The organism is Streptomyces sp. ISL-96, from assembly GCF_018614035.1.
GTDB lineage: Bacteria > Actinomycetota > Actinomycetes > Streptomycetales > Streptomycetaceae > Streptomyces.
On record NZ_JAGGPA010000082.1, the window covers coordinates 1 to 21,495 of the forward strand.

A 21,495-nucleotide genomic window follows, 5' to 3' on the forward strand; every position below is an offset into this window, starting at 1 on the left:
TACCGGGGCCCTCGTGCGTACAGGCCGCTTATCAGCCGCCGAACTCCTGCAGGCCCTTCAGCGCCTGGTCCAGCAGCGCCTGCCGGCCTTCCAGCTCGCGGGCGAGCTTGTCGGCCTTGGCGTTGTTGCCTGCCGCACGCGCCGTGTCGATCTGCGAGCGCAGCTTGTCGACCGCGTCCTGGAGCTGGCCCGTCAGACCCGCGGCGCGAGCGCGCGCCTCAGGGTTCGTACGGCGCCACTCGTTCTCCTCGGTCTCCTGGAGCGCCTTCTCCACCGCGTGCATCCGGCCCTCGACCTTCGGGCGGGCGTCGCGCGGCACGTGGCCGATGGCTTCCCAGCGCTCGTTGAGGGTACGGAAGGCAGCCCTGGCCGCCTTCAGGTCCTTCACCGGCACCAGCTTCTCGGCCTCGGCCGCGAGCTCCTCCTTGAGCTTGAGGTTCTCGGACTGCTCCGCGTCCCGCTCCGCGAAGACCGCGCTGCGCGCCGCGAAGAAGACGTCCTGGGCGCCGCGGAAGCGGTTCCACAGGTCTTCCTCGGCCTCGCGCTGAGCGCGGCCGGCGGCCTTCCACTCCGTCATCAGGTCGCGGTAACGCGCGGCCGTCGCGGCCCAGTCGGTGGAGCCCGAAAGGCTCTCCGCCTCCGCGACCAGCTTCTCCTTGGCCTTGCGGGCCTCCTCGCGCTGGGCGTCCAGCGAGGCGAAGTGGGCCTTGCGCCGCTTGGAGAACGCCGAGCGGGCGTGCGAGAAGCGGTGCCACAGCTCGTCGTCGGACTTCCGGTCGAGCCTGGGCAGGCCCTTCCAGATGTCCACCAGCGCCCGCAGCCGCTCACCGGCCGACCGCCACTGCTCGCTCTGGGCGAGCTCCTCGGCCTCGACGACCAGCGCCTCCTTGGCGTGCTTCGCCTCGTCGGTCTGCTTCGCCTTCTCCGCCTTGCGCTCCTCGCGGCGCGCCTCGACCGTCGCGACCAGTGCGTCGAGCCGCTTGCTCAGCGCGTCCAGGTCACCGACGGCGTGGTGCTCGTCGACCTGCTGACGCAGGTGGGCGATCGCGGCCTGGGCGTCCTTGGCCGACAGGTCGGTGGTCTTCACCCGCCGCTCGAGGAGGCCGATCTCGACAACCAGGCCCTCGTACTTGCGCTCGAAGTAGGCCAGGGCCTCCTCGGGAGAGCCCGCCTGCCAGGATCCGACGACCTTCTCGCCATCGGCCGTACGCACGTACACGGTGCCGGTCTCGTCGACACGGCCCCACGGGTCGCTGCTCACAGCGCCTCCTCCACATGACGCCTGCGAGGGGCTGTTCACCCCCGGGCATCGTCCACAGTTTCTTTCGCGGGGCCACAGACGCCCTGCACACCGCCAACATAGGCGAACGGCAGGGCGGCTGTCCGCATCCCGCACTTCCGGATTTACTTGGTGACGGTCGCCTTGTCGATGACGACGGTGGCATTGGGCGCCCCGTCGCCCTGACCGGTCGCCTCACCCTCGTCAGCGATCTTCTTCAACACGTCCTGACCACCCTTGATGGTTCCGAACGGTGTGTAGTTGGGCGGCAACTTGCTGTCCTGGTAGACGAGGAAGAACTGACTGCCGCCGGTACCCGGACCCGCGTTCGCCATCGCGACCGTGCCCGCCGGGTAGACGCCGCCCTTGAGCTTCGGGTCCTTCAGGTTCTCGTCCGGCAGCTTGTAGCCGGGCGTGCCCGAGCCCTGTGCGGTCGGGTCGCCGCACTGCAGGACGTAGATGCCGCTGGTCGTCAGCCGGTGGCACTTCGTGTGGTCGAAGTAGCCCTTGGAGGCGAGGAAGTTGAAGGAGTTCACCGTGCGCGGGGCCTTCGCCGCGTCCAGGCCGAGTGTGATGTCACCGCAGGTCGTCCGCAGCTTCATCGTGTACGACGCGGACTTGTCGATGGTGAGCGCGGGCTCCTTCTTGTACGACAGCTTCTTGACCGAGCCGGCTGCGGGCTTCGCGCAGGGGTCGGCGGCAGCTTTGCTGTCGCCGCTCAGCGCGCCCGTCGCGTACGCCGTCGCTCCCGCCGCGAGCACCACGGCGAGCGTCGAGGCGATCACGGCGTTGCGGCGGCGAGCCTTGCGCCGGTTCTCGGCGCGGCGCTGCTGCTGGCGTTCGAACTTTTCCCGGGCGAGCTGCCGCCGCCGCTGATCGCTGCTGACCACCGGTGTTCTCCTCGTACGTCTCGTCTGTCACTGCTGTCCGGCCGAGCCGAGCTTGCCCGTACCGTATATGGGTTCGCTGTGGGTTGAGCGGCGCCGGTAGGCTCTGACCTGTTGCGGATCAATCCAGCAACCTCCCGCCGGACGACACATTGAGGACGATCGTGCTTATTGCCGGGTTCCCCGCCGGGGCCTGGGGGACCAACTGTTACCTGGTCGCCCCCGCCGCAGGCGAGGAGTGCGTGATCATCGACCCGGGCCACCAGGCCACCGCGGGCGTCGAGGAAACGCTCGCGAAGCATCGCCTCAAGCCCGTCGCGGTCGTCCTCACCCACGGCCACATCGACCACGTCGCCTCGGTCGTCCCGGTGTGCGGAGCGCACGACGTACCGGCGTGGATCCACCCCGCCGACCGGTACATGATGAGCGACCCCGAGAAGGCGCTCGGCCGCTCGATCGGCATGCCGCTGATGGGCGAGCTGACCGTGGGCGAGCCGGACGACGTCAAGGAGCTGAGCGACGGCGCGGAGCTGAAGCTGGCGGGTCTCGAATTCACCGTCTCGCACGCGCCGGGCCATACGAAGGGGTCGGTGACCTTCAGACTGCCCGAGCAGGCCGACATCCCGTCGGTCTTCTTCTCGGGCGACCTGCTGTTCGCCGGCTCCGTCGGACGCACCGACCTGCCCGGCGGCGACCACGCCGAGCTGCTCGAGTCGCTGGCCCGCGTGTGCCTGCCGCTCGACGACTCGACCGTGGTGCTGTCCGGCCACGGCTCCCAGACGACCATCGGCCGCGAGCGCGCCACCAACCCGTACATGCACGGTCTGGCCGCCGCTCCCCGACGAGGAATGTGACGAGACAAGCCCCATGAGCACCTTCAAGGCCCCCAAGGGCACGTACGACCTCATCCCGCCGGACTCCGCGAAGTTCCTGGCGGTACGCGAGGCGATCTCCGCGCCGCTGCGCAACTCCGGCTACGGCTACATCGAGACGCCCGGCTTTGAGGACGTCGCCCTCTTCTCACGCGGTGTCGGCGAGTCCACCGACATCGTCTCCAAGGAGATGTACGCCTTCGAGACCAAGGGCGGCGACAAGCTGGCGCTGCGCCCCGAAGGCACCGCGTCCGTGCTGCGCGCGGCCCTCGAAGCCAACCTGCACAAGAGCGGCAATCTGCCGGTCAAGCTCTGGTACTCCGGCTCGTACTACCGCTACGAGCGCCCGCAGAAGGGCCGCTACCGCCACTTCTCGCAGGTCGGCGCCGAGGCGATCGGCGCGGAGGATCCGGCGCTGGACGCCGAGCTGATCATCCTGGCCGACCAGGCGTACCGCTCGCTGGGCCTGTCGCAGTTCCGCATCCTGCTGAACTCGCTGGGGGACAAGGAGTGCCGGCCGGTCTACCGGGAGGCGCTCCAGGGCTTCCTGCGCGATCTCGAACTGGACGAGGACACGCGGCGTCGCATCGAGATCAACCCGCTGCGGGTGCTGGACGACAAGCGGGACGACGTACAGAAGCAGCTGGTCGGCGCGCCGATGCTGCGCGACTACCTGTGCGACGCCTGCAAGGCGTACCACGAGCAGGTACGGGAGCTGCTGAACGCGGCGGGCGTCGCGTATCAGGACGACGAGAAGCTGGTGCGCGGCCTCGACTACTACACGCGTACCACCTTCGAGTTCGTCCACGACGGGCTCGGCTCGCAGTCCGCGGTGGGCGGCGGCGGCCGCTACGACGGCCTGTCCGAGATGATCGGCGGCCCCGCCCTGCCGTCCGTCGGCTGGGCGCTCGGCGTGGACCGTACGGTGCTGGCGCTGGAGGCGGAGGGCGTCGAGCTCGACCTGCCGGCCACGACCAGCGTGTACGCGGTGCCGCTGGGCGAGGAGGCGCGCCGCGTCCTCTTCGGTACGGTCACCGAGCTCCGCAGGGCCGGTGTCGCGGCCGACTTCGCGTACGGCGGCAAGGGCCTCAAGGGCGCGATGAAGAACGCGAACCGCTCGGGCGCGCGCTACACGATCGTCGCCGGCGAGCGGGATCTGGCCGACGGCCAGGTCCAGTTGAAGGACATGGAGACCGGCGAGCAGGTGCCGGTGGCTCTGGACGCGATCACGACCGAAATCCAGCGCCGCCTGTCCTGAGTACCGGACTGCCCACGGGCCCGGCCGGCCGTCAGGGCGGCCGGGCCCTGCCGTTCGTCCGTCAACACGGTGGGCGTGGATTCGTCCTGCCGGGCCATGCCGGTTCCGGACAGTCCCGTACGGTCCTCCTGCGCCGGCCGGCGCCCAGAATCGTTACTTCGCACCGGTCAGGGCCTTGCCGGAGCGGAACCGGCGGGACCTCGTGCGTACTGCCTTATGTCCATCGAACGGTGGACACAGGTGGCGGTGCGGCAGAATGGGCCAGGTCCGGCAGCCCACTCAGCGACGGAACGGCGATATGACGACTGCAGCGGTAGACGACCGCACCTCCAACGGTGCGCAGGAAGGCCCGACGGGCACGACCGGCAGCGGCCGCCCCTTCGCCCTGCTGCTGGTGATCACGGGTCTGGCCGGGCTGCTCGCCTCCTGGGTCATCACGATCGACAAGATCAAGCTCCTGGAGGACCCGAACTTCACTCCGGGCTGCAGCCTCAACCCCGTTGTCGCGTGCGGCAACATCATGAAGAGCGAGCAGGCCGAGGCCTTCGGGTTCCCCAACCCGATGCTCGGCCTCGTCACTTACTCGATGGTCGTCGCCATCGGAGTGGGTCTGCTGGCCGGGGCGCGCTACCGCCGCTGGTTCTGGCTCGGCCTGAACGCGGGCACGCTCTTCGGCGTCGGTTTCTGCACCTGGCTCCAGTACCAGTCGCTGTACAACATCAACTCGCTGTGCCTGTGGTGCGCTCTGGCCTGGGTCGCCACCATCGTGATGTTCTGCTACGTCACCACGCACAACATCAAGCACCGGATCATCCCCGCCCCGCGCGGCCTGCGCAGCGCCCTGATGGAGTTCCACTGGGTGCCGCCGGTCATGTGGATCGGGATCATCGGCATGCTGATCCTGACCCGCTGGTGGGACTTCTGGACCAGCTGAGCCCGCCTCCGTTCTCGCGGCCTCGCGGCGTTGTCAGTGGGCTGACATAGGCTTCATGCGTGGAGCCAGACCTGTTCACCGCAGCCGCGGAAGACCGCCAGCTCAAGGATCCGTCCAGCAGCCCCCTTGCCGTACGGATGCGTCCGCGCACCCTCGACGAGGTCGTCGGCCAGCAGCATCTGCTGAAGCCGGGGGCCCCGCTGCGGCGGCTGGTGGAGGAGGGCAGCGGCGGTCCCGCCGGGCCCTCCTCGGTGATCCTCTGGGGCCCGCCCGGTATCGGGAAGACGACTCTGGCGTACGTCGTCAGCCTGGCCACCCAGAAGCGCTTCGTGGAGCTCTCCGCGATCACCGCCGGAGTGAAGGAAGTACGGGCCGTCATCGACGGCGCCCGCCGCGCCTCCGGGGGGTACGGCAAGGAGACCGTCCTCTTCCTCGATGAGATCCACCGCTTCAGCAAGGCCCAGCAGGACTCGCTGCTGCCCGCCGTCGAGAACCGCTGGGTCACGCTCATCGCGGCGACCACCGAGAATCCGTACTTCTCGATCATCTCGCCCCTCCTCTCCCGCTCCCTCCTGCTCACGCTGGAGTCGCTGACCGACGATGATCTGCGGTCCCTGGTGCACCGGGCCCTCACCGAGGAGCGCGGTCTCGGCGGCGCGGTCACGCTCTCCGGTGACGCCGAGGCGCATCTGCTGCGGATCGCGGGCGGCGACGCCCGGCGCGCGCTGACCGCGCTGGAAGCGGCGGCGGGGGCCGCCATCTCCAAGGGCGAGAAGGAAATCACGCTCGAAACGGTCGAGGAGACGGTCGACCGCGCGGCGGTGAAGTACGACCGTGACGGCGACCAGCACTACGACGTCGCGAGCGCCCTCATCAAGTCCATCCGCGGCTCCGACGTCGATGCGGCACTGCACTATCTGGCCCGCATGATCGAGGCGGGGGAAGACCCCCGGTTCATCGCCCGGCGCCTGATGATCTCGGCCAGCGAGGACATCGGCCTCGCCGACCCCACCGCGCTGCCGACGGCCGTCGCCGCCGCCCAGGCAGTGGCGATGATCGGCTTCCCGGAGGCCGCCCTCACCCTCAGCCACGCGACGATCGCACTGGCCCTCGCGCCCAAGTCCAACGCCGCGACGAACGCGATCTCCGCCGCCCAGGCCGACGTACGGAAGGGCATGGCGGGCCCGGTCCCCGCGCATCTGCGCGACGGGCACTACAAGGGCGCGGCCAAGCTCGGCCACGCGCAGGGCTATGTGTATCCGCACGACGTGCCCGGCGCGATCGCCGCCCAGCAGTACGCCCCGGACGCCGTGCAGGGCCGCCATTACTACGAACCCACGCGCTACGGAGCGGAAGCCCGCTACGCCGACGTCGTCGAGAAGGTGCGCGGCCGGCTGCGCGGCGACGGTCAGTCCGAAACGCGCCCTTGACGCCCCGGCCGCTTCACTCCGCGGCGGCCGCCTCGAAAAGCTGGTGCATGGCGCGGCGCAGCCCGATGACGTCGCGCACCGGTTCGCGGAAGTCGAACCGCGCGTCGAAGACGCGTCCGTCGGCGCCGCCGCTGAAGCGCACCCGCAGCCCGAACCGGTCCAGTGCCAGCGGCACCGCGCTCGCACCGTCGGCCCGGTCGCCCACCAGAGCGCACAGCTGCCGCACCTGGTCGCGGTGAGCCGCGTGCAGATGCTGGAGCAGCTCGGCCTCGTCCTCGACGAGCGGATCGGCGGCAGCCGCCACGAACCCTTCGGGGTCGACCATCCCCGTGCCCCACAGGTCGTCCACGCGCGCCTCGCCGACCTCCAGCCGCAGCAGCATGCGCCCCGGCTCCGCCACCCCTCGTACGCAGGTGAGCCAGCCGGAGACCCAGGCGCGGCCCCGGATACGGTTGGGGACCGAGACCGGCGCGACATCGGTGATCTCCAGCACCACGCGCAGCTCGTCGTCCTGTGCGTGGGTGGCTGCCCGTACGGCCGGTGAGTCCGCGGGGTAGACCAGCAGCACTTCACCGTCGGGTCCTACGCTCCGCTCCTCGGGGACCAGCTGGTCAGGACGGCCCACCACAGGGCCCGGGAGAAGCAGTACCGCGGAGGAGGTACTCTGTACGAGAGTTCGTGTGCGCTCGGCTGCTGACGGCATCCGCGCGATTTCAAGTCCGCTGGGACGCGGCTGACCACGATCTGATCGGACCTCCGTCGCGTCGACACTGTGATTGTCGGCCTTCTTTGTGTTGTCCGTGACGTGACTGGTGTTCCCCGGGCGAGACATGCGATCTCCTTGAGTAAGGTGAACCTAACCTAACCTACAACGGAGGTCTGGAGAACGTGCCTAACCAGTCGCGTCCCAAGGTCAAGAAGTCCCGTGCGCTCGGCATTGCGCTGACGCCGAAGGCTGTCAAGTACTTCGAGGCCCGCCCCTACCCGCCGGGCGAGCACGGCCGTGGACGCAAGCAGAACTCGGACTACAAGGTCCGTCTGCTCGAGAAGCAGCGTCTGCGCGCCCAGTACGACATCAGCGAGAAGCAGATGGCCCGCGCCTACGACCGCGCCAAGAAGGCCGAAGGCAAGACCGGCGAGGCCCTGGTCATCGAGCTCGAGCGCCGTCTCGACGCCCTCATCCTTCGTTCGGGCATCGCCCGCACGATCTACCAGGCCCGTCAGATGGTCGTTCACGGCCACATCGAGGTCAACGGTGGCAAGGTCGACAAGCCGTCCTTCCGCGTCCGTCCCGACGACGTCGTGATGGTCCGCGAGCGCAGCCGCGAGAAGCACCCCTTCCAGGTTGCCCGCGAGGGTGGCTACGACACCGACGGTGAGACGCCGCGCTACCTCCAGGTGAACCTGAAGGCCCTGGCCTTCCGCCTGGACCGCGACCCGAACCGCAAGGAAATCCCGGTCATCTGCGACGAGCAGCTCGTCGTCGAGTACTACGCCCGCTGATCAAGCGGCCGCGGTAGTCGGGCAATCGCCTCAGCCCGTCGTCTCCTCGTTCCGTACGGAACGGGAGGCGGCGGGCTCGCGCGTGTGCGGGGCACTGTTCCTGGCCGCCGGCGCCGCGACGCGCGGCAGCGGCGGGGCGGGCACCGGACGGGGCGGCCCTTCGATCGCCCGCGCCACCGCAGCGTCCAGAGCCAGCGCGGCGCCCTCGCACCGGAACGTCTCGTACCGGCCGTCGCCGAGCCGCTCACGCGCCTTCTCCTCGCACAACGTGTGCGGAGCGTTGTAGTACGCCGAACCGAACAGCGGCAGCCCCACCGACGGCCAGATCCGCTCGGCCGCCCCTTGAAGCACGGCCGCCTCCGCCGGATCGCCGGCGTCGAGGGTGACCAGCGCCAGCAGCTCCAGGGCCAGCACCGCGCCGAGCAGGTCGTTGAAGGCGTGGTCGATGGCGAGGCACTCCACCAGCAGCTCCCTCGCCCGGTCCGGGCGGCCGTTCGTACGCTCGGCATAGGCGCGGACGTACAGCGCGTACGCGAGAGCCCAGCGCTCCCCGTGGTCCTCGCAGACCTCGCTGACCTCCTCGCAGATCGCGACGGCCTGCGCCAGATCCCCGCGGAACGCCACCGCCATCGCCAGTTCGATCTGCCCCATCAGGACATTGCTGTTGAGTTCGCCGATCTCCTCGTACCGCGCGAGCGCCTCACGCAGCAGCTCCTCCGCGCGCGGCATGTCGTCGGTGACCAGCGCCAGGCAGCCGGACCGGTGCACCGCGTACGCCGCCGCGAGGGCGTTCGCGCTGAGGTCTGCGCCCTCCCGGCACTCCTCAAGGGCGGCGAGCGCCCCGATCGCGTCGCCCTGCAGCACGGCCACATAACCGAGCACCCACAACGCCTTCAGCCGGTGCGCCTCGTGCTCGCCCTCCGCCTCCAGCGCGTGGTCCAGCCAGTGCCGGCCCTCCGACAGGCGCCCGCAGCCGACCCAGTAGAACCAGAGCGTGCCCGCCAGATACTGGCCCAGGTGCACGTCCTCGGCATGATCGAGCGAGTACTCCATCGCCCGGCGCAGATTGGGCAGTTCACTGTCGACGCGCGCCGCCACCTCGGCCTGGCGGGGGCTGAACCAGTCCAGCTCGCACCAGGTCGCGAGCCCGAGGTACCAGTCGCGGTGCCTGCGGCGCACGCGCTCCGCGTCGCCCATGGCCGACAGCCAGTCGGCGCCGTACTCCCTGACGGTGTCGAGCATCCGGTAGCGGACCCCCGACAGGGTGCTGACGGATTCGCGGATCACGACCGACTGCGAGATGAGATCGGTGAGTACGTCGAGCACACTGCTGTCCGGGAGTTCCGGCCCACCGCAGACGTACTCGGCCGCCTCCAGGTCGAACTGCCCCGCGAACACCGAAAGCCGCGCCCACAGCAGTCGCTGCTCCGGCGTACACAGCTCGTGGCTCCAGCCGATCGCCGTGCGCAGCGTCTGGTGGCGGGGGAGCGCGCCACGGGTGGAGCCGGTCAGCAGCCGGAAACGGTCGTCGAGCCGGTCCAGCACCTGCTCGACGGAGAGCGCCGTCAGCCGCCCGGCCGCCAGCTCCAGAGCGAGCGGAATCCCGTCCAGGCGGCGGCACAGCTCGTGCACGGCGCCGCGGTTGGCGTCCGTCAGCCGGAAACCGGGCTGCCCTGCGGCGGCCCGGTCGGTGAAGAGCCGCACCGCGTCCGGGGCCGGCATCGGCGGCAGGGGGAAGGTCTGTTCGCCGTCGACACACAGCGGCAGCCGCCCGGTGGCCAGTACCGTCAGCCCGGGAGCGCGCCGCAGCAGCTCCCTGACCAGCCCGGCGACAGCGTCCACCAGGTGCTCGAAGCCGTCCAGTACGAGCAGCAGCCGGCGCCCCGACAGGTACTCCAGCAGCACAGTGCGCGGCGGCTTGCTGGTGTGGTCGGTCAGCCCCAGAGCCTCGACGACCGCGTGCTCCAGCAGACCGGGGTCGGTGAGTGCGGACAGCTCGGCGAGCCGGGCCCCGTCGCAGTACCGTTCCTGCGCGTCAGAAGCGGCGCGCAGTGCGAACCGCGTCTTGCCGACGCCGCCGACCCCGGTCACGGTGACCAGCCGGGCGTTCTCCAGGAGACGGCCGAGCTCCGCCAGTTCCTCGCGGCGCCCGACGAACGGGTTCAGCTCCGCCGGAAGGCCGTCATGAGCGGAGGAGTGGGGCGCGGGAGGGGAAGTGCGTCGCATGGAACACGGAGCGTACCGATCCGTAAGCACTCCGTACAATCACCCCGGCGGGGGCCGCTGCGCCTGCCCGTAATGCGGTACGGACCCGGAGCCCCGGCGCGATAGGCTCGCAGAACGACTTTTCTCACGTATCAGGGAGCGGTGCAAAGTGTCCGGTGGAGAGGTGGCCGGCATCCTGGTGGCCGTCTTCTGGGCGATTCTGGTCTCCTTCCTCGCCGTGGTGCTGGTGAGGCTGGCCCAGACGCTCAGGGCGACGACCAAGCTGGTGGCGGATGTGACCGAGCAGGCCGTCCCGCTGCTGGCGGACGCCTCCGCGACCGTGCGGTCCGCGCAGACCCAGCTCAACCGGGTGGACGCCATCGCGACGGACGTCCAGGAAGTCACCTCCAACGCGTCCGCGCTCTCGACGACCGTCGCGTCCACCTTCGGCGGCCCGCTCGTCAAGGTCGCCGCCTTCGGGTACGGCGTACGCCGGGCGATGGGCCGCGGCAAGGACGCTCCGGCGACGACGGAGCAGCCGTCGCGTCGCACTGTGATCGCCGGCCGGACCGTGCCGTCCGCCCGGCGCAGGAAGCGGAAGGGCTGAAGCCGCAATGTTCCGCCGTACGTTCTGGTTCACCGCAGGCGCCGCAGCCGGCGTGTGGGCCACCACCAAGGTCAACCGCAAGCTCAAGCAGCTGACGCCCGAGAGCCTCGCCGCGCAGGCCGCCGACAAGGCGATCGAAGCAGGTCACCGGCTCAAGGACTTCGCGCTCGACGTCAAGGCCGGAATGGCACAGCGCGAAGCCGAACTCGGCGAAGCCCTCGGCCTCGAAGCGCAGAACGACCCCAGAGCTCTCGAGCACCGGCGTCCCGCCGCTCGCGACCACTCAAAGCATTCGTACAACCGGAATGAGGACCACTGATGGAGTCGGCTGAAATCCGCCGCCGCTGGCTGCGCTTCTTCGAGGAGCGCGGACACAACGTCGTGCCCTCGGCGTCGCTCATCGCGGACGACCCGACCCTGCTGCTGGTCCCCGCGGGCATGGTGCCCTTCAAGCCGTACTTCCTCGGCGAGGTCAAGCCGCCCGCCCCGCGCGTCACCAGCGTGCAGAAGTGCGTGCGTACGCCGGACATCGAAGAGGTCGGCAAGACCACCCGCCACGGCACGTTCTTCCAGATGTGCGGCAACTTCTCGTTCGGCGACTACTTCAAGGAAGGCGCCATCCAGTACGCCTGGGAGCTGCTCACCAGCTCCGTGGCGGACGGCGGCTACGGCCTCGACCCCGAGCGGCTGTGGATCACGGTCTACCTCGACGACGACGAGGCCGAGCAGATCTGGCGCGACAAGATCGGCGTACCGGCCGAGCGCATCCAGCGCCTGGGCAAGAAGGACAACTTCTGGTCCATGGGCGTGCCCGGACCCTGCGGCCCGTGCTCCGAGATCAACTACGACCGTGGCCCCGAGTTCGGCGTCGAGGGCGGCCCGGCCGTCAACGACGAGCGGTACGTGGAGATCTGGAACCTGGTCTTCATGCAGTACGAGCGGGGCGCCGGCGACGGCAAGGAAGACTTCCCGATCCTCGGTGACCTGCCGTCGAAGAACATCGACACCGGTCTCGGTCTCGAGCGCCTGGCGATGATCCTCCAGGACGTACAGAACATCTACGAGATCGACACCTCGATGGTGGTCATCGACAAGGCCACCGAGCTGACCGGCGTCCGGTACGGCACCGATCACGCCTCCGACGTCGCGCTGCGCGTCGTCACCGACCACATGCGTACGTCGGTGATGCTCATCGGCGACGGTGTCACCCCCGGCAACGAGGGCCGCGGCTACGTGCTGCGCCGCATCATGCGCCGCGCCATCCGCAACATGCGCCTCCTGGGCGCCACCGGCCCCGTCGTCGCCGAGCTCGTCGACACCGTGATCACGTCGATGGGCGCGCAGTACCCGGAGCTCCTGACCGAGCGCAAGCGCATCGAGACCGTGGCCCTCGCCGAGGAGGCCGCGTTCGTGAAGGCCCTCAAGGGCGGCACGAACATCCTCGACACCGCCGTTACGGAGACCAAGGCCGCCGGCGGCAAGGTGCTCTCCGGCGACAAGGCGTTCCTGCTCCACGACACCTGGGGCTTCCCGATCGACCTCACCCTGGAGATGGCCGCCGAACAGGGCCTGTCCGTGGACGAGGACGGTTTCCGGCGCCTGATGAAGGAGCAGCGGGACCGGGCCAAGGCCGACGCCAGGGCCAAGAAGACCGGTCACGCCGACGTCTCCGCCTACCGCGAGGTCGCCGACACCTCCGGCACCACCGAGTTCACCGGCTACACCCACACCGAGGGCGAGTCGACCATCGTCGGCCTGCTCGTGGACGGGCTGCCCTCCCCGGCCGCCACCGAGGGCGACGAGATCGAGGTCGTCCTCGACCGCACGCCCTTCTACGCCGAGGGCGGCGGCCAGCAGGCCGACACCGGCCGCATCAAGCTGGACACGGGCGCCATCATCCAGGTCCGTGACGTGCAGCAGCCGGTCCCGGGCGTCTCCGTCCACAAGGGCTCGGTCCAGGTCGGCGAGGTGACGGTCGGGGCCTCCGCGTACGCCGCCATCGACCTCAAGCGCCGACGGGCCATCGCCCGCGCCCACAGCGCCACGCACCTCACCCACCAGGCGCTGCGCGACGCTCTCGGCCCGACGGCCGCCCAGGCCGGTTCGGAGAACGCGCCGGGCCGCTTCCGCTTCGACTTCGGCTCGCCGAACGCCGTACCGGGCACGGTCCTCACCGACGTAGAGCACAAGATCAACGAAGTGCTGGCCCGTGAACTGGACGTCCAGGCCGAGGTCATGTCGATCGACGAGGCCAAGAAGCAGGGCGCCATCGCGGAGTTCGGCGAGAAGTACGGCGAGCGCGTGCGCGTCGTGACCATCGGCGACTTCTCGAAGGAGCTGTGCGGCGGTACGCACGTCCACAACACCGCCCAGCTGGGTCTGGTGAAGCTCCTCGGCGAGTCGTCGATCGGCTCGGGCGTGCGGCGCATCGAGGCTCTGGTCGGCGTCGACGCGTACAACTTCCTCGCCCGTGAGCACACGGTCGTCGCCCAGCTCCAGGAGCTGGTCAAGGGCCGTCCGGAGCAGCTGCCGGAGAAGATCTCCGGGATGCTCGCCAAGCTCAAGGACGCCGAGAAGGAGATCGAGAAGTTCCGCGCGGAGAAGGTCCTCCAGGCCGCCGCGGGGCTCGCCGCCGGGGCCAAGGACGTGCGGGGCGTCGCCGTCGTCACCGGTCAGGTGCCGGACGGTACGTCGGCCGACGACCTGCGCAGGCTGGTCCTCGACGTTCGCGGCCGCATCCCCTCCGACCGTCCGGCGGTCGTGGCCCTGTTCACCACCGCCAACGGCCGCCCGCTGACCGTCATCGCCACCAACGAGGCAGCCCGCGAACGCGGTCTCAAGGCCGGCGACCTGGTCCGTACGGCCGCCAAGACCCTCGGCGGCGGCGGTGGCGGCAAGCCGGACGTCGCCCAGGGCGGCGGCCAGAACCCGGAGGCCATCGGCGATGCCGTGGCCGCCGTCGAACGCGCTGTCGGCGAGAGCGCCTGATGCGACGCGGCCGCCGTCTCGCGATCGATGTCGGGGACGCCCGGATCGGGGTCGCCTCGTGCGACCCCGACGGGGTGCTGGCGACGCCGGTGGAGACCGTGCCGGGACGTGACGTTCCGGCCGCCCACCGGCGGCTGAGGCAGCTCGTAGAGGAGTACGAACCGATCGAGGTCGTGGTCGGCCTTCCTCGCTCCCTCAACGGGGGCGAGGGGCCGGCGGCCGTCAAGGTCCGGGCGTTCGTCCAGGAGCTCGCTCGCGGCATCGCACCGGTTCCGGTGCGACTTGTCGACGAGAGGATGACCACAGTGACGGCCACTCAGGGCCTGCGCGCTTCGGGCGTGAAGTCCAAGAAGGGCAGGTCTGTGATCGACCAGGCGGCGGCAATTGTCATCCTTCAGAACGCTCTGGAGGCCGAACGGGTCTCGGGCCGTCCCCCGGGCGAGGGCGTCGAAGTGGTTGTCTGATCGCGATACGGTAACGTTCCGCGCGATGCGGCGGTGTTCGAACAGCTGCCGCACAAAGAAGAGGCGGAACGGATGCCGTGCCCCACGCGCGAAGCAGCCACCGCCTCGCGGCACACTATGGGGTTTCATGACTGAGTATGGCCGGGGCGCAGGCCACGAACCGTGGCATCCCGAGGACCCGTTGTACGGGGACCAGGGATGGCCAGGACAGCAGGCCGCACAAGGTCAGCAGGGTCCGTACGGCGGTCAGCCGCAGCAGTACCAGCAGGAGCCGCAGCAGCCGTACTACGAAGGCCAGCAGCAGCACCAGCAGCACCCCGGCTACCCGGAGCAGCAACAGCCGTACAACGAACAGCAGTACGGCAACAACGGCGGCTGGGACACCGGCCACCAGCAGCAGGAGCCCGTCCCGTACGGCATGAACCCGGCGCCCGACCCCTACGCGGGCCAGCAGCCGGCCTACAGCGCCGCCGATAGCCCCGACTACTACGCCGCTCCCGACGCCTACCCCCCGCCGCAGCCCCCGAACCAGCGCCGCGCCCCCGAGCCGGAGCCGGCCCCCGAGTGGGCTCCCGAGCATGAGGCGCCGGAGGAACACCCGTTCTTCACGGGCGCCGACGACGCGCCCGACGACGAGCCGCGCGAATCGCGCAGGGGCCGGGGCAGCGACCGCCGCGGCGGAAAGCCCAAAAAGAAGAAGAGCCGCAACGGCACGGCATGCCTGTTCGTGACGGTGGTCCTGGTCGGCGGCGTGGGCGGCATCGGCTACTTCGGCTACCAGTTCTACCAGGACCAGTTCGGTGCGCCCGAGGACTTCACGGGCAGCGGAACGGGATCCGTCGAGGTCGAGATCCCCAAGGGCGCGGGCCTGGGTCAGATGGGCAACATCCTGGCGAAGGAGGGGGTGGTCAAGAGCTCGGAAGCCTTCGTCTCGGCCGCGACCGCCAACCGCAAGGCACAGGGGATCCAGCCCGGCGTCTACCCCATGAAGAAGGAGATGTCCGCCAAGGCGGCCGTCGACCTCATGATCAATCCCTCGAACCTGAACGCCATCATCGTCGGGGAGGGCTGGCGGAACGCCAAGATCTACGAGGAGATCGACAAGAAGCTGAGGGTCGACGTCGGGACGACCCAAGAGGTCGCCAAGGAGGAGTACAAGGAGCTCGGGCTGCCCGAGTGGGCCAACGACAACTCCGACATCAAGGACCCGCTGGAAGGCTTCCTCTATCCGTCGCGTTACGAAATCGGCGGGAAATCGACGCCCAAGACGGTGCTCAAGGAAATGGTCGCGCGGGCCAAGGGCAATTACGCGTCCGCGAAGGTCGAAGCGGAGTCCAAGAGGCTCGGTCTCGAATCTCCGTTGCAGCTCATCACCGTGGCGAGCCTTGTGCAGGCCGAAGGCAAGACGCACGACGACTTCCGCAAGATGTCCGAGGTCATTTACAACCGGTTGAAGCCCACCAACACGGAGACGAACCAGCTGCTCCAATTCGACTCCGCCTTGAATTACCTCAAGGGGCAGAGCGAGATCGAGATCAGCGAGGCCGAAGCCAACAGCAACATGGACCCGTACAACACGTACAGGCAAAGGGGCCTCACTCCGGGGCCCATCGGAAACCCGGGTACCGAGGCGATGGCCGCGGCCCTGAATCCGACGGCCGAGGGCTGGCTGTACTTCGTGGCGACCGACGGCCGGCACGAGACGGAGTTCGCCAAGACCTACCCCGAGTTCAAGAAGCTGAGGGACAAGTTCAATGCAAGCCAGGGAATCGACTGAGGCGCGCCGGGCGGCCGTCCTCGGCTCGCCCATCGCCCACTCGCTCTCGCCGGTGCTCCACCGCGCCGCGTACGAGGCACTCGGTCTCGCCCACTGGTCGTACGACCGCTTCGAAGTGGACGAGGCAGGGCTCCCCGGCTTCTTCGCGGAGCTCGACGCGTCCTGGGCGGGCCTGTCCCTCACCATGCCGCTCAAGCGCGCCGTCATCCCGCTGCTCGACGAGATCACCGACACGGCGGCGTCGGTCGAGGCGGTGAACACGGTCGTCTTCACCGAGGACGGCCGTCGGCTCGGCGACAACACCGACATTCCCGGGATGATCGCCGCCCTGCAGGAGCGCGGCATCGAGAAGGTCGACTCCGCCGCAGTCCTCGGCGCAGGAGCCACCGCCTCGTCCGCGCTCGCCGCGCTCTCCCGCCTGTGCACGGGCCCGGTCACCGCGTACGTCCGCAGCTCCGCCCGCGCCGACGAGATGCGGCAGTGGGGCGAGCGGCTGGCAGTCGACGTACGCATCGCCGACTGGGCGCAGGCGCAGCGGGCCTTCGACGCGCCGCTCGTCATCGCCACTACCCCGGCCGGGACGACGGACGCCCTCGCGCAGGCCGTGCCGGACCGCCCCGGCACGCTCTTCGACGTCCTGTACGAGCCGTGGCCGACCGCACTCGCCGCCGCCTGGTCGGCGCGCGGCGGCGCGGTGGTCGGCGGCCTCGACCTGCTCGTACACCAGGCCGTGCTCCAGGTGGAGCAGATGACGGGCTGCGCCTCCGCACCGCTCGCCGTGATGCGAGCAGCCGGGGAACGCGCGCTCGCCGCCCACTAGGGTCCGTCCCGCGTACTGAGAAAGTCGTCCGCTTGCTGGACGGGGGGCCGACCGCGTGCCCGGTCGTGGGAGGATCAGGGTGGCGGGCCAGGGCCGCGCACCCGGTCGCGCCGTCGCAGTTCCAGGCGCGAGCATGAGGAGCACCGTTGAGCAGGTTGCGCTGGCTGACCGCGGGAGAATCCCACGGCCCCGCACTCGTCGCGACGTTGGAGGGCCTTCCCTCCGGCGTCCCCGTCACCACGGAGATGGTGGCGGACGCGCTCGCCCGGCGGCGGCTCGGCTATGGACGCGGCGCGCGGATGAAGTTCGAGCAGGACGAGGTCACGTTCCTCGGCGGCGTGCGGCACGGCCTGACCATGGGCGGCCCCGTCGCGATCATGGTGGGCAACACCGAGTGGCCCAAGTGGGAACAGGTCATGTCGGCCGACCCCGTGGACCCCGATGAGCTGGCCAAGCTGGCGCGCAACGCGCCGCTGACCCGCCCCCGCCCCGGCCACGCCGACCTCGCCGGTATGCAGAAGTACGCACTGGACGAGGCCCGGCCGGTGCTGGAGCGCGCGAGTGCGCGCGAGACGGCGGCCCGCGTGGCGCTGGGTACCGTCGCCCGCTCGTACCTGAAGCAGACCACCGGCATCGAGATCGTGTCGCACGTGGTGGAGCTGGCGGCCGCCAAGGCGCCGTACGGCGTGCTGCCCGTGCCCGCCGACGAGGCGAAGCTCGACGAGGACCCGGTGCGCTGCCTGGACGCGGACGCGTCGAAGGCGATGGTCGCCGAGATCGACCAGGCCCACAAGGACGGCGACACGCTCGGTGGTGTTGTTGAGGTGCTGGCGTACGGCGTCCCCGTCGGGCTCGGGTCGTTCGTGCACTGGGACCGCCGGCTCGACGCCCGGCTCGCCGCCGCGCTCATGGGCATCCAGGCCATCAAGGGCGTCGAGGTCGGCGACGGCTTCGACCTGGCCCGGGTGCCGGGCAGCAAGGCGCACGACGAGATCGTGCCGACCGCCGAGGGCGTACGTCGCACCACCGGGCGCGCCGGTGGTACCGAGGGCGGTATGTCCACCGGTGAGCTGCTGCGCGTACGGGCCGCGATGAAGCCCATCGCCACCGTGCCGCGCGCGCTCGCCACCATCGACACCGCCACCGGTGAGGTTGCCGCCGCGCACCACCAGCGGTCCGACGTGTGCGCCGTTCCGGCCGCCGGGATCGTGGCCGAGGCCATGGTCGCGCTGGTCCTCGCGGACGCCGTCGCGGAGAAGTTCGGCGGCGACAGCGTCGGCGAGACCCGGCGCAATGTGCGGAGCTACCTCGACAACCTGGTCGTCCGGTGACCGGGACAGGCGGGACAGGCGGGCCTGTCGTCGTACTCGTCGGGCCCATGGGGGTCGGCAAGTCCACCGTCGGCGCGCTGCTCGCGGAGCGGCTCGGCGTGGCGTACCGGGACACGGATGCCGACATCGTCGCGGCCGAGGGACGGCCCATCGCCGAGATCTTCGTCGACGAGGGCGAGGCGTACTTCCGTGAGCTGGAGCGGCGAGCCGTGCACGCCGCCCTCGCCGAGCACACGGGCGTACTCGCGCTCGGCGGCGGCGCGGTCCTCGACGACAGTACGCGCGCGGCCCTGGCCGGACTGCCCGTCGTCTACCTCTCCATGAACGTGACCGAGGCGATCAAGCGCGTCGGGCTCAACACCGCCCGCCCGCTGCTGGCCGTCAACCCGCGCCAGCAGTGGAAGCAGCTGATGGAAGCGCGCCGTCATCTGTACGCCGAGGTGGCCGACGCGGTCGTCGAGACGGACGACCGCACCCCCGAAGAGGTCGCGCAGGCGGTCCTCGACGCACTCGAATTGAAGGAAGCATGACGGAGCAGGCAGTCACCCGTATCCAGATCGGCGGCAGCGAGGGCTCACAGCCCTACGAGGTGCTGGTCGGCCGGCAGCTGCTCGGTGAGCTCCCCGGCCTGATCGGCGACCGCGCCCAGCGCGTCGCCGTCCTGCACCCCGAGGCGCTCGCCGGCACCGGTGAGACGATCCGTGAGGACCTCGCCGCCCAGGGCTACGAGGTCATCGCGATCCAGCTGCCGAACGCCGAGGAGTCCAAGACCGTCGAGGTCGCGGCGTACTGCTGGAAGGCCCTCGGGCAGACCAACTTCACGCGTACCGACGTCATCGTCGGAGTCGGCGGCGGAGCCACCACCGATGTGGCCGGTTTCGTCGCGGCGACCTGGCTGCGGGGGGTGCGCTGGATCGCCGTACCGACGACCGTGCTCGGCATGGTCGACGCCGCCGTAGGCGGCAAGACCGGCATCAACACCGCCGAGGGCAAGAACCTCGTCGGCGCCTTCCACCCGCCGGCCGGTGTGCTGTGCGACCTGGCGGCGCTGGACTCGCTGCCGGTCAACGACTACATCAGCGGCCTCGCCGAGGTCATCAAGGCGGGCTTCATCGCCGACCCGGTGATCCTCGACCTGATCGAGGAGGACCCGGCGGCGGCCCGTACGCCCGAGGGGCCGCACACCGCCGAGCTGATCGAGCGCGCGATCCGGGTCAAGGCCGACGTGGTGTCGAGTGACCTGAAGGAATCGGGCCTGCGCGAAATCCTCAACTACGGTCACACGCTCGCGCACGCCATCGAGAAGAACGAGCGCTACAACTGGCGCCACGGCGCGGCTGTGTCGATCGGCATGGTCTTCGCCGCCGAACTCGGGCGCCTCGCGGGCCGTCTCGACGACGCGACCGCCGACCGGCACCGCACGGTGCTGGAGTCGGTCGGGCTGCCGCTGACCTACCGCGGCGACCAGTGGCCCAAGCTGCTGAAGAACATGAAGGTCGACAAGAAGTCGCGCGGCAACCTGCTGCGGTTCATCGTCCTGGACGGCCTCGCCAAGCCGACCGTGCTGGAGGGCCCCGACCCGGCGGTGCTGCTGGCGGCGTACGGCGAGGTGTCCAAATGACACGGGTGACGCGGAGGGTGTTCGTCCTCAACGGGCCCAACCTCGGGCGTCTCGGCTCGCGCGAGCCCGACGTGTACGGCGCGACGTCGTACGCCGGGCTCGTCGAGGAGTGCGGACGGCTCGGCAAGGAGCTCGGCTTCGACGTCGACGTACGCGAGACGAACGACGAGGGCGAGCTGATCCGCTGGCTCCACGAGGCTGCGGACGGGTCAATTCCGGTCGTTCTCAACCCCGGTGCTTTCACGCATTATTCGTACGGAATGAGGGACGCGGCGGCCCAGCGCACCGCGCCGCTCATCGAGGTGCACATCTCGAACCCGTACACACGCGAAGAGTTCCGGCACACCTCGGTGGTCGCCGCAGTCGCCAGCGGTACGGTCGCCGGCTTCGGCATCGGCTCCTACCGGCTCGCCCTGCGCGCCCTCGCCGAGGAACTCGACGGCTGAGCGGGCACTCTGGACCTGCCCCCGCCGTTCACAGTAGAACGGCGGGGGCAGGTACCTTTCGGTAGGCCCGGGCCGTCCTGGCCGAGCAAGAGTCGCCTGTACGAGACGGAGTGGCACCGGATGCAGCACGCAGTGGGGGCTCCGCTGCCACCACCTCACAGGCCCGCCGCAGGGTGGACGCACGGCGCCCCGCAGCCCGCCGGACCGCACGCAGGGCCTCCCGGGGGCCCGCCCGGCCCTCAAGGGCCTCCACACGCCTCCCAGGCCCCTCAGGCGCCTCAGGGCCCTCACGCCCCTGGGCACGCTCCGGCTCCTGGCTGGGCCCCACAGGCCCCGCAGCACGCGCAGAGGCCGCCGTCCCGGGAGACCACCGGACACATCCAGCTGCCGCCCGGCGGCCCGGTCCCCGTCCCGGCGCCGCCGCCAGCCGCCGCGCCCACGGACACCGGCAGTACGACGCTGGCGGTGCTGCTCATCGGCCCGGCGGGCGCGGGCAAGACGACCGTCGCCAAGCACTGGGCCCAGCACCGCCGGGTGCCGACCGCGCACATCAGCCTCGACGACGTACGCGAATGGGTGTGCTCGGGGTTCGCCGACCCGCAGTCCGGCTGGAACGACCAGTCCGAGGCGCAGTACCGGCTCGCACGCCGCACCTGCGGCTTCGCCGCCCGCAACTTCCTGGCCAACGGCATCTCGTGCATCGTCGACGACGCGGTCTTCCCGGACCGTCCCGTCGTCGGACTCGGCGGCTGGAAGCGCCACGTCGGGCCCGGGCTGCTGCCCGTGGTCATACTCCCCGGTCTGGAGATCGTGCTGGAGCGCAACGCCCAGCGCAGCGGCAACCGGCGCCTGTCGGACGAGGAAGTCGCCCGTATCCACGGCCGGATGGCGGGCTGGTACGGCTCGGGGCTGCCGATCATCGACAACTCGCAGTACGACGTGCCGACGACGGCCCGCGTACTGGACGAGGTGCTGGCCCGCTCGATAGCCAGCCCGCCGGCCTGGTAGGGCGGCCCGGTAAGGACGGTCGTACAGAGGGCCGGGCCGCCCGGTCGGACGCGCTGAAGCGGCCG

Annotated in this window: 20 protein-coding genes; 16 read left to right on the forward strand and 4 right to left on the reverse strand. The window is 70.2% G+C overall.

The window, feature by feature from the left end; genetic code table 11:
* Nucleotides 1-31: 31 nt before the first annotated feature.
* Together J7E96_RS35000 and J7E96_RS35005 are read right to left on the reverse strand one after the other, a co-directional pair.
* A complete protein-coding gene (locus J7E96_RS35000; protein WP_215137650.1) occupies nucleotides 32-1,261 on the reverse strand; it encodes a DUF349 domain-containing protein in 1,230 nt (409 codons plus the stop codon).
* A gap of 143 nt (nucleotides 1,262-1,404) precedes the next feature.
* The gene (locus tag J7E96_RS35005; protein WP_215137652.1) at nucleotides 1,405-2,169 is read right to left on the reverse strand and encodes a peptidylprolyl isomerase; all 765 of its coding nucleotides are present in this window, start codon (nucleotides 2,167-2,169) and stop codon (nucleotides 1,405-1,407) included.
* A 161-nt stretch (nucleotides 2,170-2,330) separates the two neighbouring features.
* Here J7E96_RS35005 and J7E96_RS35010 point away from each other — a divergent pair, with 161 nt between their 5' ends.
* The 4 genes from J7E96_RS35010 (at nucleotide 2,331) to J7E96_RS35025 (ending at nucleotide 6,660) form a co-directional block, all read left to right on the forward strand.
* Complete coding sequence (locus tag J7E96_RS35010) at nucleotides 2,331-3,020, forward strand: MBL fold metallo-hydrolase (RefSeq protein ID WP_215137654.1); 690 nt, start codon at nucleotides 2,331-2,333, stop codon at nucleotides 3,018-3,020.
* A 13-nt stretch (nucleotides 3,021-3,033) separates the two neighbouring features.
* The gene (gene hisS / locus J7E96_RS35015) at nucleotides 3,034-4,296 is read left to right on the forward strand and encodes a histidine--tRNA ligase (RefSeq protein WP_215137656.1); all 1,263 of its coding nucleotides are present in this window, start codon (nucleotides 3,034-3,036) and stop codon (nucleotides 4,294-4,296) included.
* Nucleotides 4,297-4,594: 298 nt separating this feature from the next.
* Nucleotides 4,595-5,230, forward strand: coding sequence for a vitamin K epoxide reductase family protein (locus J7E96_RS35020; protein ID WP_215137658.1), 636 nt, complete (start codon nucleotides 4,595-4,597; stop codon nucleotides 5,228-5,230).
* A 59-nt stretch (nucleotides 5,231-5,289) separates the two neighbouring features.
* Nucleotides 5,290-6,660, forward strand: a complete 1,371-nt coding sequence (locus J7E96_RS35025) for a replication-associated recombination protein A (protein ID WP_215137660.1) — start codon at nucleotides 5,290-5,292, stop codon at nucleotides 6,658-6,660.
* A gap of 13 nt (nucleotides 6,661-6,673) precedes the next feature.
* Here J7E96_RS35025 and J7E96_RS35030 read toward each other — a convergent pair whose 3' ends face one another.
* Nucleotides 6,674-7,363: a DUF2470 domain-containing protein gene (locus tag J7E96_RS35030; RefSeq protein ID WP_215137661.1), complete on the reverse strand. Its 690-nt coding sequence runs from the start codon at nucleotides 7,361-7,363 to the stop codon at nucleotides 6,674-6,676.
* A gap of 185 nt (nucleotides 7,364-7,548) precedes the next feature.
* Here J7E96_RS35030 and rpsD point away from each other — a divergent pair, with 185 nt between their 5' ends.
* Nucleotides 7,549-8,163 carry a 30S ribosomal protein S4 gene (rpsD, locus tag J7E96_RS35035; protein WP_028814090.1) on the forward strand — a complete coding sequence of 205 codons (615 nt, stop codon included), beginning with the start codon at nucleotides 7,549-7,551 and terminating at the stop codon, nucleotides 8,161-8,163.
* 30 nt (nucleotides 8,164-8,193) lie between these two features.
* Here the strand turns inward: rpsD and J7E96_RS35040 are convergent, their stop codons facing one another.
* Entirely contained in the window at nucleotides 8,194-10,389 is a 2,196-nt protein-coding gene (locus J7E96_RS35040; RefSeq protein ID WP_215137663.1) for an AAA family ATPase, read from the reverse strand.
* A 148-nt stretch (nucleotides 10,390-10,537) separates the two neighbouring features.
* Between J7E96_RS35040 and J7E96_RS35045 the strand changes: the two genes are divergently transcribed.
* The 11 genes from J7E96_RS35045 to J7E96_RS35095 all read left to right on the forward strand — a co-directional run bounded on the left by J7E96_RS35045 (nucleotide 10,538) and on the right by J7E96_RS35095 (nucleotide 21,430).
* Nucleotides 10,538-10,975, forward strand: a complete 438-nt coding sequence (locus tag J7E96_RS35045; protein WP_215137665.1) for a DUF948 domain-containing protein — start codon at nucleotides 10,538-10,540, stop codon at nucleotides 10,973-10,975.
* A 7-nt stretch (nucleotides 10,976-10,982) separates the two neighbouring features.
* Entirely contained in the window at nucleotides 10,983-11,294 is a 312-nt protein-coding gene (locus J7E96_RS35050) for a DUF6167 family protein (protein ID WP_215137667.1), read from the forward strand.
* Entirely contained in the window at nucleotides 11,294-13,963 is a 2,670-nt protein-coding gene (gene alaS, locus J7E96_RS35055; RefSeq protein WP_215137669.1) for an alanine--tRNA ligase, read from the forward strand. Before J7E96_RS35050 ends, alaS begins: the two co-directional genes overlap by 1 nt.
* Nucleotides 13,963-14,427: a Holliday junction resolvase RuvX gene (gene ruvX / locus J7E96_RS35060; RefSeq protein ID WP_215137671.1), complete on the forward strand. Its 465-nt coding sequence runs from the start codon at nucleotides 13,963-13,965 to the stop codon at nucleotides 14,425-14,427. The genes alaS and ruvX overlap by 1 nt, the downstream gene beginning before the upstream one ends.
* 127 nt (nucleotides 14,428-14,554) lie before the next feature.
* Nucleotides 14,555-16,204 carry an endolytic transglycosylase MltG gene (gene mltG, locus J7E96_RS35065; protein ID WP_215137673.1) on the forward strand — a complete coding sequence of 550 codons (1,650 nt, stop codon included), beginning with the start codon at nucleotides 14,555-14,557 and terminating at the stop codon, nucleotides 16,202-16,204.
* Nucleotides 16,182-17,024 carry a shikimate dehydrogenase gene (locus J7E96_RS35070; RefSeq protein WP_215137676.1) on the forward strand — a complete coding sequence of 281 codons (843 nt, stop codon included), beginning with the start codon at nucleotides 16,182-16,184 and terminating at the stop codon, nucleotides 17,022-17,024. The genes mltG and J7E96_RS35070 overlap by 23 nt, the downstream gene beginning before the upstream one ends.
* Before the next feature lie 146 nt (nucleotides 17,025-17,170).
* Nucleotides 17,171-18,355, forward strand: coding sequence for a chorismate synthase (gene aroC / locus J7E96_RS35075; protein WP_215137678.1), 1,185 nt, complete (start codon nucleotides 17,171-17,173; stop codon nucleotides 18,353-18,355).
* Nucleotides 18,356-18,402: 47 nt separating this feature from the next.
* Nucleotides 18,403-18,885: a shikimate kinase gene (locus tag J7E96_RS35080; protein WP_215137710.1), complete on the forward strand. Its 483-nt coding sequence runs from the start codon at nucleotides 18,403-18,405 to the stop codon at nucleotides 18,883-18,885.
* Complete coding sequence (gene aroB / locus J7E96_RS35085; protein ID WP_215137680.1) at nucleotides 18,882-19,976, forward strand: 3-dehydroquinate synthase; 1,095 nt, start codon at nucleotides 18,882-18,884, stop codon at nucleotides 19,974-19,976. Before J7E96_RS35080 ends, aroB begins: the two co-directional genes overlap by 4 nt.
* A gap of 5 nt (nucleotides 19,977-19,981) precedes the next feature.
* On the forward strand, nucleotides 19,982-20,422 hold the full coding sequence (locus tag J7E96_RS35090; RefSeq protein ID WP_028814080.1) for a type II 3-dehydroquinate dehydratase: 441 nt from the start codon (nucleotides 19,982-19,984) through the stop codon (nucleotides 20,420-20,422).
* A 120-nt stretch (nucleotides 20,423-20,542) separates the two neighbouring features.
* Nucleotides 20,543-21,430, forward strand: coding sequence for a Pro-rich N-terminal domain-containing protein (locus J7E96_RS35095; RefSeq protein WP_215137682.1), 888 nt, complete (start codon nucleotides 20,543-20,545; stop codon nucleotides 21,428-21,430).
* The last annotated feature ends 65 nt before the right edge of the window (nucleotides 21,431-21,495 follow it).

Coding starts and splice junctions, on each gene's coding strand:
- hisS (WP_215137656.1), top strand. CDS start 3,034: ATGAGCACCTTCAAGGCCCCCAAGGGCACGTACGACCTCATCCCGCCG.
- alaS (WP_215137669.1), top strand. CDS start 11,294: ATGGAGTCGGCTGAAATCCGCCGCCGCTGGCTGCGCTTCTTCGAGGAG.
- J7E96_RS35050 (WP_215137667.1), top strand. CDS start 10,983: ATGTTCCGCCGTACGTTCTGGTTCACCGCAGGCGCCGCAGCCGGCGTG.
- J7E96_RS35020 (WP_215137658.1), top strand. CDS start 4,595: ATGACGACTGCAGCGGTAGACGACCGCACCTCCAACGGTGCGCAGGAA.
- J7E96_RS35080 (WP_215137710.1), top strand. CDS start 18,403: ATGGGGGTCGGCAAGTCCACCGTCGGCGCGCTGCTCGCGGAGCGGCTC.
- J7E96_RS35040 (WP_215137663.1), bottom strand. CDS start 10,389: ATGCGACGCACTTCCCCTCCCGCGCCCCACTCCTCCGCTCATGACGGC.
- J7E96_RS35070 (WP_215137676.1), top strand. CDS start 16,182: ATGCAAGCCAGGGAATCGACTGAGGCGCGCCGGGCGGCCGTCCTCGGC.
- J7E96_RS35095 (WP_215137682.1), top strand. CDS start 20,543: ATGCAGCACGCAGTGGGGGCTCCGCTGCCACCACCTCACAGGCCCGCC.
- J7E96_RS35030 (WP_215137661.1), bottom strand. CDS start 7,363: ATGCCGTCAGCAGCCGAGCGCACACGAACTCTCGTACAGAGTACCTCC.
- aroB (WP_215137680.1), top strand. CDS start 18,882: ATGACGGAGCAGGCAGTCACCCGTATCCAGATCGGCGGCAGCGAGGGC.
- ruvX (WP_215137671.1), top strand. CDS start 13,963: ATGCGACGCGGCCGCCGTCTCGCGATCGATGTCGGGGACGCCCGGATC.
- mltG (WP_215137673.1), top strand. CDS start 14,555: ATGACTGAGTATGGCCGGGGCGCAGGCCACGAACCGTGGCATCCCGAG.